Source organism: Acidimicrobiia bacterium (assembly GCA_036396535.1).
Classification (GTDB): domain Bacteria; phylum Actinomycetota; class Acidimicrobiia; order Spongiisociales; family UBA5794; genus DASWKR01.
In genome coordinates, this window is record DASWKR010000062.1 from 1 (window position 1) to 13,211 (window position 13,211).

17 protein-coding genes and 1 riboswitch are annotated in these 13,211 nt (G+C 68.5%); of the genes, 10 read left to right on the forward strand and 7 right to left on the reverse strand.

Annotated features, from left to right (window positions below; genetic code table 11):
* Positions 1-46: 46 nt before the first annotated feature.
* Both VGC47_11260 and VGC47_11265 read right to left on the reverse strand, forming a co-directional pair.
* The gene (locus VGC47_11260; protein HEX9855880.1) at positions 47-1,357 is read right to left on the reverse strand and encodes a hypothetical protein; all 1,311 of its coding nucleotides are present in this window, start codon (positions 1,355-1,357) and stop codon (positions 47-49) included.
* A gap of 36 nt (positions 1,358-1,393) precedes the next feature.
* Positions 1,394-1,597, reverse strand: a complete 204-nt coding sequence (locus VGC47_11265; GenBank protein ID HEX9855881.1) for a hypothetical protein — start codon at positions 1,595-1,597, stop codon at positions 1,394-1,396.
* Between the two features lie 56 nt (positions 1,598-1,653).
* On the opposite strand from VGC47_11265, the gene VGC47_11270 reads away from it, so the two are divergent.
* Genes VGC47_11270 through VGC47_11300 form a run of 7 tightly spaced genes read left to right on the forward strand, consistent with a single transcriptional unit; the run spans position 1,654 to position 6,231 of the window.
* The gene (locus VGC47_11270; GenBank protein HEX9855882.1) at positions 1,654-2,562 is read left to right on the forward strand and encodes an SDR family NAD(P)-dependent oxidoreductase; all 909 of its coding nucleotides are present in this window, start codon (positions 1,654-1,656) and stop codon (positions 2,560-2,562) included.
* Positions 2,559-3,128: a 5-formyltetrahydrofolate cyclo-ligase gene (locus tag VGC47_11275; GenBank protein HEX9855883.1), complete on the forward strand. Its 570-nt coding sequence runs from the start codon at positions 2,559-2,561 to the stop codon at positions 3,126-3,128. The genes VGC47_11270 and VGC47_11275 overlap by 4 nt, the downstream gene beginning before the upstream one ends.
* A 40-nt stretch (positions 3,129-3,168) precedes the next feature.
* Positions 3,169-4,080 (forward strand): NAD(P)-dependent oxidoreductase, encoded by a 912-nt coding sequence (locus VGC47_11280; protein HEX9855884.1) that lies wholly within the window; start codon positions 3,169-3,171, stop codon positions 4,078-4,080.
* On the forward strand, positions 4,077-4,481 hold the full coding sequence (locus tag VGC47_11285; protein ID HEX9855885.1) for a cupin domain-containing protein: 405 nt from the start codon (positions 4,077-4,079) through the stop codon (positions 4,479-4,481). The genes VGC47_11280 and VGC47_11285 overlap by 4 nt, the downstream gene beginning before the upstream one ends.
* Entirely contained in the window at positions 4,478-5,164 is a 687-nt protein-coding gene (locus VGC47_11290; protein ID HEX9855886.1) for a hypothetical protein, read from the forward strand. The genes VGC47_11285 and VGC47_11290 overlap by 4 nt, the downstream gene beginning before the upstream one ends.
* A gap of 24 nt (positions 5,165-5,188) precedes the next feature.
* Positions 5,189-5,668, forward strand: a complete 480-nt coding sequence (locus tag VGC47_11295; GenBank protein ID HEX9855887.1) for a YbaK/EbsC family protein — start codon at positions 5,189-5,191, stop codon at positions 5,666-5,668.
* A 2-nt stretch (positions 5,669-5,670) separates the two neighbouring features.
* A complete protein-coding gene (locus VGC47_11300) occupies positions 5,671-6,231 on the forward strand; it encodes a cysteine hydrolase family protein (GenBank protein HEX9855888.1) in 561 nt (186 codons plus the stop codon).
* Here VGC47_11300 and VGC47_11305 read toward each other — a convergent pair.
* From VGC47_11305 to VGC47_11320, 4 genes are all read right to left on the reverse strand, one after another.
* Positions 6,207-7,238 carry an ABC transporter ATP-binding protein gene (locus VGC47_11305; GenBank protein HEX9855889.1) on the reverse strand — a complete coding sequence of 344 codons (1,032 nt, stop codon included), beginning with the start codon at positions 7,236-7,238 and terminating at the stop codon, positions 6,207-6,209. The two genes, VGC47_11300 and VGC47_11305, sit on opposite strands and share 25 nt — an antisense overlap.
* Positions 7,238-8,863 carry an iron ABC transporter permease gene (locus tag VGC47_11310; protein ID HEX9855890.1) on the reverse strand — a complete coding sequence of 542 codons (1,626 nt, stop codon included), beginning with the start codon at positions 8,861-8,863 and terminating at the stop codon, positions 7,238-7,240. The genes VGC47_11305 and VGC47_11310 overlap by 1 nt, the downstream gene beginning before the upstream one ends.
* The gene (locus tag VGC47_11315; GenBank protein HEX9855891.1) at positions 8,842-9,876 is read right to left on the reverse strand and encodes a thiamine ABC transporter substrate-binding protein; all 1,035 of its coding nucleotides are present in this window, start codon (positions 9,874-9,876) and stop codon (positions 8,842-8,844) included. The genes VGC47_11310 and VGC47_11315 overlap by 22 nt, the downstream gene beginning before the upstream one ends.
* Positions 9,873-10,565, reverse strand: coding sequence for a thiamine diphosphokinase (locus VGC47_11320; protein HEX9855892.1), 693 nt, complete (start codon positions 10,563-10,565; stop codon positions 9,873-9,875). The genes VGC47_11315 and VGC47_11320 overlap by 4 nt, the downstream gene beginning before the upstream one ends.
* A riboswitch (TPP riboswitch) is annotated at positions 10,553-10,665 on the reverse strand. (Overlaps the previous gene by 13 nt.)
* 112 nt (positions 10,666-10,777) lie before the next feature.
* Here VGC47_11320 and VGC47_11325 point away from each other — a divergent pair.
* From VGC47_11325 to VGC47_11335, 3 genes are read left to right on the forward strand one after another with little or no spacing between them, the layout of a single operon-like run.
* Complete coding sequence (locus tag VGC47_11325) at positions 10,778-10,906, forward strand: hypothetical protein (GenBank protein ID HEX9855893.1); 129 nt, start codon at positions 10,778-10,780, stop codon at positions 10,904-10,906.
* Positions 10,906-11,349 carry a toxin-antitoxin system HicB family antitoxin gene (locus VGC47_11330; GenBank protein HEX9855894.1) on the forward strand — a complete coding sequence of 148 codons (444 nt, stop codon included), beginning with the start codon at positions 10,906-10,908 and terminating at the stop codon, positions 11,347-11,349. Before VGC47_11325 ends, VGC47_11330 begins: the two co-directional genes overlap by 1 nt.
* Positions 11,346-12,116, forward strand: a complete 771-nt coding sequence (locus tag VGC47_11335; GenBank protein ID HEX9855895.1) for a DUF4097 family beta strand repeat-containing protein — start codon at positions 11,346-11,348, stop codon at positions 12,114-12,116. The genes VGC47_11330 and VGC47_11335 overlap by 4 nt, the downstream gene beginning before the upstream one ends.
* An 8-nt stretch (positions 12,117-12,124) precedes the next feature.
* Here the strand turns inward: VGC47_11335 and VGC47_11340 are convergent, their stop codons facing one another.
* Entirely contained in the window at positions 12,125-13,147 is a 1,023-nt protein-coding gene (locus tag VGC47_11340; protein HEX9855896.1) for a 1-acyl-sn-glycerol-3-phosphate acyltransferase, read from the reverse strand.
* Positions 13,148-13,211 lie beyond the last annotated feature (64 nt).

Consider the following 13,211-nt stretch of genomic DNA (forward strand, 5'->3'; position numbering starts at 1 on the left):
CCAGAACGCGACTCCCTCCTGTGCGCTCCGCCCGAGCTCCCGGCGGCTACTCGACAGCCGGACCGACGAAACCGTCGAGCGGCAGCGAGTCACCGTCGAGGGGGACGCGCCACGCCCTGCCGGTCCTGGGGTCGAGGACGACGACAGTCCGGTTTCCAGGGTCGAGGGCCACGACCAGAGACCCCTCACCCGTGAACCGTCGGGGAACGAGCTCGCCCGGCAGGTTGGTGGACCGAACCGAGCTGCCATCGTGGGGCTGCATGGTGAGCGACGTGCCGGCGCCGCCGAGGCCCGCCTGGACGACGAGGTCGTTCGAGAGCAGGTAATACGAGGATGTACGGAAGGTGACGGAGCTCTCGATCGGCTCGAACGCCGCCGAGTAGAGGCTCATGCCGTCGATCACGGTCGTCACCGTGAGCCCGAGGGCCGCCACGTCGACTCCGGCGATCTCCAAGGCGAGCGCCGTGCTCCCGGCGAGCACGGTGCCGTTCGGCGCCAGCTGATCGATCGAGAGTGGCGCACGAGCCGCGATGCCACCTCCCGGGCCGTAGACGGTGGAGTAGGTGACGAACATCGGGGTTGCGGTGACCGGGTCGACGACGACACGTTCGCCGACGTCGGGCCAGTCGGCGACGAGGTAGCCCCACTCGCCCCAGCCGTGCAGGACCGCCAGGTCACCGGTCCGAGTGATCTCATTCGGCTCCTCTGCCAGGCCATCCTGGTCGACACGGGCCGTGTAGAGCGCTCGACTGGTCTGGGGTGTTCCCGGCTCCTGGCCGGCGATGAAGGCGATCCTGCCCTCGTCCGTCGGGTGCCACGCGAAGCTGTAGACGTTGAGGGCGACCGGCTGGTATACCTGGGCCGATCCTGCGAAGAGCACCGTGCCACCCTGGGTGTACGTCACATAGGCCGCGTATGCACCCGTCGGATCGTAGGAGAAGAAATCCGCCCGACTCGGATGGGCGGTCCTCGTGGGTGCGATGCTCCCGAGCGGCCACCACAGCTCGGCGGTTCCGCCCCGCAACGGGTCGCGCACCGCAACCGTCAGGTCGCGGTCGAGCCCCGGAGCGATCTCGGCGAGCGTCGGAGGCGAGGTCGTCGTGGTGACGCGCTCCGTGGTCGTGGTCGTCTCACCCGGAAGTGCCAGGGGCGGCACGGCGACCGCCGCATTCACCGTGGTCGACGTCGTCGTGGTCGGGTCTGAGGAACTCGCCAAGGCTCCCGCGATCAAGCCGAATACGAGCAGGCCCGAGACGGCGAAGATGGCAGGAAGCCATGGGCGCGTCGGGCCGTTCCCGTCGCTCCCGCGTGCGACGTCGGGTGGGAGCGGCCGAATGCTGGCCTCCCGTGCCTCCATGTGCGCTTCATCGTAGGCGGCAGCGGATCCTGCGGATCATGGCGCGGTGAGGGGGCCGATCACCGCCGGGTCGTAGTTGTGCTCGGGTGCCGGCTCGGGGGGCGGGCGCACGGAGGGAGTGGTGGCGAGCATCAGCACGGCGAAGATCGCGATCGCGCCGAGCAGCGCCGCTCGCGGCGCACGCAGCGCCGCTCGCGGCGCACGCCCTCCTGGGTGGCTGCGAACGAGCGGGTTGCCCATGCCCAGAGGGTAGGCGCTGCGTCCGCCGCTATCGTGCCCGGCGCGGAGGAGGTGCCGTGGTCGACTTTCAGGATCGTGTCGCGATCATCACTGGAGCCGGGGGAGGGTTGGGCCGCGAGCACGCCCTCCTGCTCGGCCGCATGGGCGCCTCGGTGATCGTCAACGACCTGGGAGGCGACGTGCGCGGAGTCGGGTCTGCCGCCGGCGCAGCCGATCGCGTCGTCGAGGAGATCAGGGAGGCGGGTGGCAGCGCCATCGCCGACTACTCATCCGTCGCAGATCCCACCCAAGCAGCTGCCCTCGTGGCCCGGACGGTCGAAGAGTTCGGGAAGGTCGACGTCCTGGTCAACAACGCCGGGATCCTGCGCGACAAGACCTTCGTCAACCTGGAGATCGACGACGTCCAGGCGGTGCTCGACGTCCACCTCCTTGGGGCCTTCTACGTGACCGGCCCGGCATTCGCCATCATGAAGGAGCACGGATACGGCCGCATCGTGATGACGACGAGCGGCACTGGATTGTTCGGGAACTTCGGTCAGACGAACTACGGCGCCGCCAAGATGGGACTCGTCGGGTTGATGAACGTGCTCAAGCTCGAGGGAGTCAAATACGGCATCAAGGTGAACGCGGTCGCCCCGATCGCGGCGACGAGGATGACCGAGGGGCTGTTCGGGGAGATGATGGAGAGGTTCGAACCGTCGCTCGTCTCGCCGGCCGTCGCCTACCTCGCCTCAGAGGAGTGCGAGTACACCGGCGAGGTGTGGTCGGTAGGTGGGGGATCGGTGAGCCGGGTGTTCGTCGGCCTCTCCGACGGGTACTTCAAGCATCCCCAGCGAGAAGGCCCGCTCACCGTGGAGGACGTCGCCGCCAACATCGCCGACATCCGTTCGGAGGACGACTACCTGGTGCCTCGGTCCGGTCAGGACGAGTTCGGCAAGCTGGCGCCTCGCATCCTCGGAACGTGACGGCGCCGCCCGCCGCCGACGCCCCGAAGGAGGAATGGCGCGCCTGGGCGCGGGCGGAGCGCAGCGCGTATGACTGGGAGGCGATCTCGAAGGCGGTTGCCGGGGCCCTCCTCGAGTGGCCTCCGCTGCTGGCCGCATCGACGGTTCTCGGGTTCATGCCGATGCAGGGCGAGATCGACCTGCACGCCGTGTTGGAGGCCGACCTGTCCGCACGCAAGGCGGTCACTCGAACGCCCGAGCACGGAGGCCTCACGATCCACGAGCTGCGAGGGCCGTTCGAGGTGCACCGCTGGGGGTTCCTCCAGCCGCACGCCTCGGCACCTGTGATCGCCTCGGAGGAGATCGACGTGTGGCTGGTCCCCGGTTTGGCATTCGATCTCCACGGCAACCGCCTCGGCAATGGTGCCGGCTATTTCGATGGGCTCCTCGCCGGCGCCCGCAAGGGAGCGTTCCTGGTTGGTGTCGTCCCGGTGGCGCTCGTTGCCGACCGCCTCCCATCGGAGGCCCACGACGTGCCGATGGGGTACCTGGCTACCGAGGAGGGGATCGTGGAGGTCGCCCGGTGACCGGGCACGTCCAAAGGCTGGTCGAAGCGGAGGAGGAGCCATGAGAATCGGCTTCGTTGGGCTCGGTGACATGGGCCAGGGCATCGTTCCCAGACTGCTCGATGCAGGACATGTCGTGGCCGGCTGGAACAGGACGGATGCCAAGGCGGCGCCGCTGCTGGCGCTCGGGATGGAGTGGGCTGCGACGCCGCGTCACGCCGCCGAGGGAGCGGACGTGGTGCTTTCGATCGTCACGGACGCAGCCGCAGTTCGCGCGGTCGCGATCGGCGAGGACGGGATCATCGCCGGACTCGGCCCAGGTGCCGTCTACCTGGACATGAGCACCATCGATCCCGCCGCGTCGCGGGAAGTGGCGGCGGCATTCGCCGAGCGCGGCCTGGTCATGCTCGACGCCCCCATCTCGGGGAGCACCGTCACCCTGGCCCAGGGGACCGCCTCGATCATGGTCGGAGGCGACCGGGAGGCCTTCGACAGGGTGGCGCCGGTGCTCGCGGACATCGGGTCACGGGTGACCCACATCGGTGGCGGAGGGATGGCCGTGCAGATGAAGGTCGCCATCAACCTGGCGCTCATCGTCGAGATGGTCGTCTTCTGCGAGGCCGTGGCTCTCGCCGAGAAGGGCGGGGTGCCCCGCGACGTGGCGGTGGACGCCATGCTGAAGAGCGTCGTCGCTTCACCCGTCATGGGCTACCGGGGCCCGTTCATCCTCGACGGGGCGATGCCCGAGGTGCCGATGGCGGACGTCACCCTGCAGCAAAAGGACATGATCCTCGCTCTCGACATCGCCCGCCGGCAGGGTTCTCCCGCTCCGCTCGGGGCGGCTGCCAACGAGATGCTGAACGCCTGTCGCGGCCTCGGGATAGACCACCGCGACTTCGTCACGGTCTTCGACGTGTATCACCGTCTCGCTGGAATGGGTGCGGCTGCCCTCGAGTCGGAGCAGGCGCCGTGAGGCCGTACCGGGTCAATCGCTCCGCCGTTCCTCATGTGGGCGGCCTGCGCCGCCAGGAAGGCTGGGTCGACATGCAGGTGCAGTTCCTCGTCGACGAGGCGGGGGCCGGGTCTCGCCACCTGCTCGTCGGCTGGACCGTGCTGCCTCCTGGTGCCCGTCACGAGCGTCACAAGCACCCGAACGCGGACGAGTTCTTCATCGTCATCGCGGGGAGCGGGGTCGTATACACCGACGGCGACGACGAGCCTGCCGCCGAGGGCGACACGATCTTCACGCCGCGCGGCCACTGGCACGGCTTCGCCAACACCGGTACGGAGGACGTGGTCCTCGCCTGGGGTTGGAGCGGCGCAGGGTCGCTCGAGGCAGCGGGGTACGAGACCCCCGGCGGGGAGGGACCGTGAACGGGCCGGTAGGCGCAGGCACCGCCAGGATGCTCGCCGGGCGCGCCGCCAGGATCGCGGCGGGCGAGCGGCCCATCGGATGGAAGGTCGGGTTCGGCGCCCCCGCTGCGCTGGAGCGCTTCGGGCTCGAGGGCCCCCTCGTCGGCTTCCTCACCGACCGGGGCATCGTGGAGTCCGGCGACTCGGTCTCGGTTGGCAACTGGATCCGTCCCGTCGCCGAAGCCGAGGTTGCGCTCTGGTTCGGTGGCGACGTCGCCCCTGATGCGGACGCCTCGGCCATTCGCCGTGCCATCTCTGGTGTCGGGGCCGCCATCGAGCTCGCCGACATCGACCACGACCCGGCGGACCCGGAACGGATCGTGGCCGACAACATCTTCCACCGGCACGTCGTCTTCGGCATGCCGGACGGAGACCGGCGCGGCGGGGAGCTCGCCGGCCTCGTCGCACGCGTCGACGTCGGAGGCGACGAGGTTGCATTCGTGACCGAGCTCGAGGCGCTCACCGGCGGACTCGTCGAGGTCGTCGGTCACACGGCCCGGACGCTCGCCTCGTTCGGGGTTGGGATCACGAAAGGCGACGTCCTCATCGGGGGTTCGGTGATGCCTCCCGTTCCTGTTCAGCCGGGCGTCACCGTGAGGTACGCCCTCGAGCCGCTGGCGTCGATATCGGTCACGCTGGTGTGAGATGCCGCCGGTAGCCTCCCGACCGTGGAAGTGCCAGCTGCAACGACACGCTTCGTCTCCGACGCCGCCGCGTACGGTCTGCGGGTCGTGCCGAGCATCTTCCCGGAAGGTACGAAGACGGCCGCCGACGCCGCCGCGGCGATCGGGTGTGATGTCGCGGCAATCGTCAAGTCCCTGGTGTTCATGGCCGATGAGCAACCTGTGCTCGTGCTGATGCCGGGTGACCTGCGGGTCGACACGGCCAAGCTGGCCGAGCGCACCGGCTCGTCGCACATACGGCGAGCCGGCCTCGAAGAGGTCAGGGACGCCACCGGCTACGTGGCCGGCGGCACTCCGCCGATCGGTCACGCAACGGCGATGCCGATATATGCGGATCCGCATCTGAAGCGGTTCTCGCAGGTGTGGGCGGCGGCCGGGACACCGACGTCGGTGTTCCCGATCGCCTTGGACACGCTCATCTCCGTCACCGCGGCGGAATGGGCCGATCTCGCAGAAGGAGAGTGACGATGCCGAACTGGGCAGACGCCACCGCTCTGATCGTCATAGACGTCCAGCAGGGCTTCGACGACACCGAGTACTTCGGTGATCGCAACAATCCGAGCTGTGAGACGAACATCAGCGCTCTACTCGACGCGTGGTCTTCGCAGTCGTGGCCCCTGGTCTACGTGCGGCACGACTCGGCCCAGCCGAGGTCCCCGCTGCACCCGAGCAAGAAGACGAACGGGTTCAAGCCCGTGTTGGAGCGCGGCGCCCCGGACCTCGTCGTCGCCAAGTCGACCCACTCCGCCTTCTACGGCGACCCCGACCTCGACGCCTGGCTGCGGTCGCACAACATCGGGAGCATCGCGATCTGCGGCATCCAGACGAACGTGTGCTGCGAGACGACGGCCCGCATGGCTTCGGACCTCGGATACGACACGATGTTCATCCTCGACGCCACCCACACGTTCGACATCCATCCGGTCGACGGTCAGACCCTGCGGGCCAGGGAGCTGTCGCGGACGACGGCGCTCAACCTCAACGACGAGTTCGCCAGGGTGGTCTACACGTCGGAGCTCGTGGACTGACCGTCCGGCACGATCACGATCGCCGATGGGTCGATCGAGAGCGTGACGAGGCTACCGACAGAGAGAGGTCGCGGGCTGCCGACCGCCAGCCGCACTCCGGAGTCGACCTCGACGGAGAGCGAGTAACGCCCGGCTGCGAAGGTGCTGCCGACGACCACACCCTCGATCTTGCCCGCATCGTCGACGGTCATCGCCTCGGGGCGGAGCAGCAGCCGGTTCCTCCCCGGAGGCACATCAGCCATCGGGATGCTCGTCCACCCGAGGTCGGCGACCCCACCGGAGACCACGGCCGTGACGAAGGTGTCCATACCGAGGAAACGGGCGACGAACTCGTTGGGAGGGCGGCGCCACAGCTCGTCCGGCGGGGCGTCCCCGACGATGGCGCCGTGGCGCATGACCACCACCCGATCGGCCAATCCGAACGCCTCACCCTGGTCGTGAGTGACGTACACGACGGCCGCCTCTATGTCGCGGAAGATCGCCGCCAACTCGACCGTGAGGTCGTCGCGCAGTGCTCGATCGAGAGCCCCGATCGGCTCGTCGAGCATCACGAGCTCCGGCGACGGGGCCAGGGTCCTCGCCAGCGCCACCCGCTGCTGCTCGCCGCCGGATAGCTCGGTGACGCTCCGGCCTGCCATGCCCGTCAGCCCGACGAGGTCGAGCAGCTCGTCGACGCGTGAACGTGCGACCGCGCCTCCGACCCGGCGCATCTCCAGACCGAACGCCACGTTGGCGGCAACGCTCCGGTGCGGGAACAACGCGTAATCCTGGAACATGAGCCCGAAGCCCCTCTCGTGGGCCGGCGTCGACGTGATGTCGTCTCCCCGCCAGAGCACCGCACCCGAATTCGGCTTTTGGAGCCCGGCGATGACGCGCAGGAGGGTCGACTTGCCCGACCCGGATGGGCCGAGCACCGCCACGACCTCGCCCGGCTCGACGGCGATCGAGGCGTCGTCGAGAACCGCCTTGGCGCCGAAACGTACCGTGAGCCGCCTGCAGTCGAGCATCAGAAGCCGCTCGTGTCGTCAGGCCTGAGGCGCTCCACGGCGAGGACGGCGACGGTCGTCACGACCATCAGGACCACGCTGAGCGCCATGGCGACGCCGAAGTTGACCGAGCCGGGTCGGCTGAGGAACCGGTAGATCGCAACCGGCATCGTCGGGGCGTCGGGCCTCGCCAGGAAGGAGGTCGCCCCGAACTCGCCGAGTGACACCGCCAGCGAGAACCCCGCCGCCACCAGGGCGGCCCGTCCGATCACGGGAAGGTCGACCTCACGCCATACCCGAGCCGGTGAAGCGCCGAGAACGGCTGCGGCTTCCCGCAAGCGCACTCGGATGCTTCGCATGATCGGGACCGTGATCCGCACGACGAACGGGATCGCAACGAGAGCGTGCCCGATGGCAACCAGCCACACCGCCGCTCTGATGTCGACGGGCTCATCGAGGGCCACCAGGAAGCCGAATCCGAGAGTGACCGCCGACGTGCCGAGGGGAAGCATGAGCACCGTGTCGAACCAGCGTCCGACCAAGCCCCTCCGCCGGGCGACGACCGCAGCCGCCATGAGCCCGATCGTCACGGCGACGACGGTCGCCCCAGCCGCATAGGCGAGCGAGTACGCCACTGAGGCGACAGGCTTCACGAGCAATATGGGAGTATCGACGAGCAGCCTGCGGAAGTTGCCGATCCCGTACCCTCCGTCGACGCGCAGCGCCCGCTCGACGAGCACGGCGAGGGGAGCGAGCAGCAGGGTGGCCATGAAGCCGAGATTCGCCGCAAGGAGCGCCCGCTGCCTCCAGGTCGCCGGACGGGTCGGGCGAGCCGCGGCCGGCTGCACCTGCACCGAACGGCGCTCCTGGTATCGGGAGTAGGCGAACAACACGGCCGTCACGGCGACGAGCTGGATCGTGGCCAGGGCGGCCGCCCCTCGAAGGTCGATGAGCGACGTGGCCAGCCGCCATATCTCGACCTCGATCGTCGCCGTAGCCAGATTTCCGAGGATGAGTATCACGCCGAACGATGTCAGCGTGAACAGGAACACGATCGAGGCAGCAGACGCGATGGCCGGTCGCAACACCGGCAGGGTGACGCTGCGGAACGTACGCCATGGCGACGCGCCGAGCACTCTGGCCGCTTCCTCGATCCGGGGGTCCATGCGCTCCCATGCAGTCCCAACCGTCCTCACGACCACCGCGTAGTTGTAGAACACGTGGGCGGCGAGTATCAGCCAGACCGTCCCCCGCATGTCGATGCCCAGTGCTCCGTTGCGGCCGAGCAGGGCCAGGAAGGCGCTCCCGACCACCACGGTCGGCATCACGAACGGGACGATGGTGGCGGCCCTCACGAGCTTCCTCCCACGAAACTCATGCCGGGCGAGGGCGTGGGCGCCCGGAATCCCCACCGCCACTGTGACGAGGGTCGACACGACCGCCTGCCAGACGGTGAACCAGGCGACCCCGAGCAGCGACCGCCTGGCCGCCAGCTCGCGAAAGGCGTCGAGCCCGAAGCCGCCGGGAGGGAAGAAGGCAGATGCGAGTATCGAGAGCACCGGATAGACGAAGAAGTACGCCAGGAAGCCGAGAGGCACCAGAGCGGCCGCGCCGGCGAGGCGCCTCAGCGCACGATCTCGAACCACTCGTTGATCCAGCGATCCCGGTTCTCTGCGATCGCCGACGGCGACAGCGTCACCGGCTCGGGCGGGATCTGTGCGAACTCCGTGAACAGGTCGGGTAGCTCGGCGTCGGAGTTGGCGGGGAACACGAACATGTTGAGCGGCATGTCCTCCTGGAACGTGGTGGACAGCATGAAGTCGACGAGCTGTTCGGCCTCGGCCGGGTACCGAGTCCCCTCGAGGATGCCGGCGAACTCGATCTGCCTGAAGCACCCGTCCAGCATCGACCCCGTCGGCGCCTCGGCCGGCTGCGGGTCCGAGAAGAAGACGCCCGCAGGAGGCGACGATGCATACGAGACGACCAGAGGTCGGTCTCCGTCGGGAGAGCCGCCGGAGAACTCGACCGTGTAGGCCTGGGTCCAGTCGTCGGTGATGAGGACGTCGTTGGCGATGAGGTCCGCCCAGTAGTCCTGCCACGTGTATTCGCCGTCCTCCCCGAAAGTGGCGATGGTTGCCATGAGGAACGCCAGCCCGGGCGAGGCGCTCGAGGGGTTCTCGGCAACGAGCATTCCCCGATAGGCGGGATCCGTGAGGTCCGCCAGGCTCTGCGGTACCGGCACGCCGCGCTCTTCGAGCTCGGCGATATCGAAGTTCACGCACACGTCGCCGTAGTCGACGGGGGTGACGCGGTTCTGCTCGTCCAGCTTGAGGGTCGCCGGGACCGTCTCGAGCCCCTCTGCCTGGTGCGGCCTGAACAGGTCCTCCTCGAGGGCACGCGACAGGAACGTGTTGTCGATCCCGTAGATGACGTCCGCCGTCGGGCTGTCCCTCGTGAGGATCGCCTGGCTGACGAGCTGACCGGCGTCACCTGCCGTGAGGACCCGGACGGCGACGCCGCTCTCTGCTTCGAAGGCGGCGAGGACCTCGTCGCTCACGAGGAACGAATCGTGCGTGAGCAGCACGATCTCGTCGGGCGCCGACGAGCAGGCGGCCGCAACGACGAAGGCGACGGCGGCGAGCGCCAGCAGCCGCCTCATTCTCGGCCTCCATGCACGACCAGGAGCACCCCTCGTCTCACTCGAACGGAGGCGGCGGTCCCCATCAGCTCGTTGCTGATGCCTCTCGTCGATCCCGCCTCCAGGGTCTCGTTCTCGAGGGACCACCGCAGCCCTGTCGTGGTCACCCCGTGTGCGTCACCCGCAGCCGCCAGGAGCGAGACGGTGTCGCCGGCCGTTCCTTCGATGTGCACCGGCACCTCCTGCCTCGCCACCCGGATCCTGGTCCCGGCGACCCACCATTCCACATCGATCGTCGAGAAGCGCTCGGCCGTCAGCACGAGGGCGTTGCCGAGCAGGTGGTCGACCCGGCCGCCGTAGCCCCCGACGACGATGACCGATCGGCACTCCATCTGCAGTGCTCGGTCGAGAGCGAGCTCGATGTCCGTGGCGTCCTTGTCGGCCGGGTGGCGCTCGATCTCGGCTCCTGCCGACGCCGCCTCTTCCAGCATGGTCGGGTCGACGGAGTCCATGTCGCCGATCACGACCGTCGGGGCGACGCCGAGGACACGCGCCTGGGCGAGCCCCGAGTCCGCTGCGATCACCGCGGCCAGCTCCGGGAGCCGCGCCCTGAGCCGCCCGTCCGCCCTGTCGCCTCCCACGAGCACGAGGGCGACCGGCGAGGTGGCCTGCGAGATGCCATGGTGATCGTTCGGCGCTTGCGCTTCCACTCGCTTCCTCCGCTGGTATTACCCAGGTCAGGTTCCACGGGTCGGCTGCCTGTCGCCGGCAGCCCTCTCAGCTCGCCATCGAGCTCCCCGGGGTGGGACGCCTCCCATCGTACTCGTGCTTCGCCCGGAAATCCCCATCACGAAGCCGTTGACATGATGACATCAGTATGACATCATATCTATGTCAAGACGGAGTCAAGGGAGGAGTCGACGTGATCTGGTACAACAACCCCGACATGGTGAAGGCGATCCACGAGCAGATGACCCACGAGCGCATGCGGGCGGTCGAGCGTCGCAGGCTGCTGCGCCTCGTGATCGACCACGAGGAGCCGGCTGCCTGATGGACCTCACGGGTGTCATCGCGCAGGTCGAAGCCGCCGCCACCGCCCAGCTCGACTTGGCGTCAGGCGACCCTGCCGTCGAGGAGGCCGGGGCCGCCATCCTCGCCGCACTCGGCCCGGCGCTGCGCCAGGCAGCAATCCAACTGGCCGAGCTGGCGGCGATCGAGGTTGCGGCGCAGCTCGAGAGCATGTCGATCGACGTGGTGATCCGAGATGGCGAGCCGAGCCTCGTCGTACGGAGCACCGAGCCCGCCGCCCCATTCTCGGGCGACGACCTCGAGGCCCGCATCACGGTGAGGCTTCCCGAGCGGCTCAAGATGGAGCTCGAAGAGGCTGCGGGCGAGCTCGGTGACTCTGTCAACGCCTACGTCATCAAGCGTTTGGCAACGAGCTCTGGCGTGAAGCGACGCGGCAACCGCGTCACCAAGACGTTCAGGACATGACGGACCAGCGACAGGAGCTCGTGGTCGACGGCCCCGCCGTGCTCGACGTCACGACGTACTCGGGGGACATCGTTCTGTCCGACGGCCAAGAAGGCGTCCTGACGGTCCGCGTCTCGGGTAACGGCGCCGATCGCTTCACGATCGAGCAGCGAGGTAACGTCGTCGCCGTCGCACCCGACGGCGACGGAAGGGGCTTGGGGAGGCGAACCTCAGCGGGCGTGACGGCCGAGGTGCCGCGCCGAACCGAGGTCGAACTGCGGTCTTCGTCGGGCAACGTGATCGTGCAGACGACGGTCGGCAGCGCCAAGATCCAGGTCGCGAGCGGCGACGTCAAGATGCGCCAAACGACGGGTGACGTGTCCGTCAAGTCGGCGTCGGGCGATCTCTACCTCGGTTCCATCGGCGGAGCATTACGGGCCCAGTCGGCCTCGGGGGACGTTCGCGCCGACGACGTCGGCGGCGATTGCATGGCGCTCGTCGCCAGTGGGGACATCTTCATCGGATCCGTCGCCGGGCGGATCGACGTGAAGACTGCCAGCGGCGACGCCACGTTCCGGGACGTGCAGGGCGACGACTTCGTCGCCAAGACTCTCTCAGGCAACGTTCGCATCGGAGTACCGGGGCGACGCATCGTCGAGGTCGATCTCCACGCACTGTCCGGGTCGATCAAGAGCAACCTGACGGAGCGCGACTCCGGCGCCGCAGACAAGACCCTGACGATCACTGTGAACACGGTGTCCGGCGACGTCTATCTGCTCGACGCCTGACTGCCGGCTCACGCACCCGGCGGGTCCCCGGCGGACTCGATCCAATCGTCGACGTGCTGCCACGTCTCCAGCAGCCAGGCGACGCGCTCCTGGCGCGCCTTCGGGATGTCGGAAGCGGCGATTCGCCACAACTCGATGCGCACCGTGCGCCCGACGAGGCTCCCCGACCAGATGTCCCGCAGGGTCGCGAACCCACCGAGACCCTCGTGGGCGCAGACAACGACATCCGCACCGGAGTCGAGCAGCGTGAGGACGCCGCCGAGACGCGGTGGCATCACGTTGCGAAGCCGCGAGGCCGCCGCGTGCATCGCGGGGTCGGATGCGGCGAGGCGCTCGAGCGCCCTGGCCCTGCGCTCCTCGGAGAACCGGGTGCCTTCCGGGAAGATCAGCACCCCTTCGTCCTCTCGCAGCCCGACGGTCATCGCCTTGATGCGTCTCAGCTCGCCTCTCGGATCCTTGGAGTCCCTGTCGACGAAGTAGTTCGGGAGGCGGTTGCCGCCGACGTCCAACGCCGGCTGCCCGAGTAGCTCCTTCTTGATGATCCATCGCAGCTTGATGCCCGCCTGGTCCGTGAGCAAGACGGCGGGAAGGAGGTTGTCGATGATGCTGGCGTGACGGAACATGGCGATGATCGGGCCGGGGGCGGCATTCTCGAGCCCAACGACCCGCAGGTCGAGGTCGAACAGACGCTGCACGGCTCCGAGCAGGGTGCTCGCCCATTGGCATTGGACGGCCCAGCCACGATCGACCATCCATCGCTGCCTGGCTCCGAACCCTGCCGCCACCCACTGGCCGAAGAACCGGGTGATGCCCCACAGCTCGGCGGCCAGGTAGACCCAGGCGAACGCCACCATTCGCAGCGCCATCGCCGGCTTGCCGAAGAGAGCGAACCGGATGGCGTCGACGAGGGCGGCGAGGGCGGCCACCGCGGGAGCAGCAACGGTGAGCACCACGAAGAGCAGGACGGATCGCGGGATGGTGACGATCCTCCGCCTGAAGCGCTCGGAGCGAGATTCTTGGATGTCGGCCATCGGATCACAGCCAAGATAGGACGTCGGAAGCCCCCGTTCCGCCTGCGTTGGCGGTCGGCGGCGA

Coding starts and splice junctions, on each gene's coding strand:
- VGC47_11260 (HEX9855880.1), bottom strand. CDS start 1,357: ATGGAGGCACGGGAGGCCAGCATTCGGCCGCTCCCACCCGACGTCGCA.
- VGC47_11265 (HEX9855881.1), bottom strand. CDS start 1,597: ATGGGCAACCCGCTCGTTCGCAGCCACCCAGGAGGGCGTGCGCCGCGA.
- VGC47_11280 (HEX9855884.1), top strand. CDS start 3,169: ATGAGAATCGGCTTCGTTGGGCTCGGTGACATGGGCCAGGGCATCGTT.
- VGC47_11300 (HEX9855888.1), top strand. CDS start 5,671: ATGCCGAACTGGGCAGACGCCACCGCTCTGATCGTCATAGACGTCCAG.
- VGC47_11305 (HEX9855889.1), bottom strand. CDS start 7,238: ATGCTCGACTGCAGGCGGCTCACGGTACGTTTCGGCGCCAAGGCGGTT.
- VGC47_11315 (HEX9855891.1), bottom strand. CDS start 9,876: ATGAGGCGGCTGCTGGCGCTCGCCGCCGTCGCCTTCGTCGTTGCGGCC.
- VGC47_11330 (HEX9855894.1), top strand. CDS start 10,906: ATGGACCTCACGGGTGTCATCGCGCAGGTCGAAGCCGCCGCCACCGCC.
- VGC47_11335 (HEX9855895.1), top strand. CDS start 11,346: ATGACGGACCAGCGACAGGAGCTCGTGGTCGACGGCCCCGCCGTGCTC.
- VGC47_11340 (HEX9855896.1), bottom strand. CDS start 13,147: ATGGCCGACATCCAAGAATCTCGCTCCGAGCGCTTCAGGCGGAGGATC.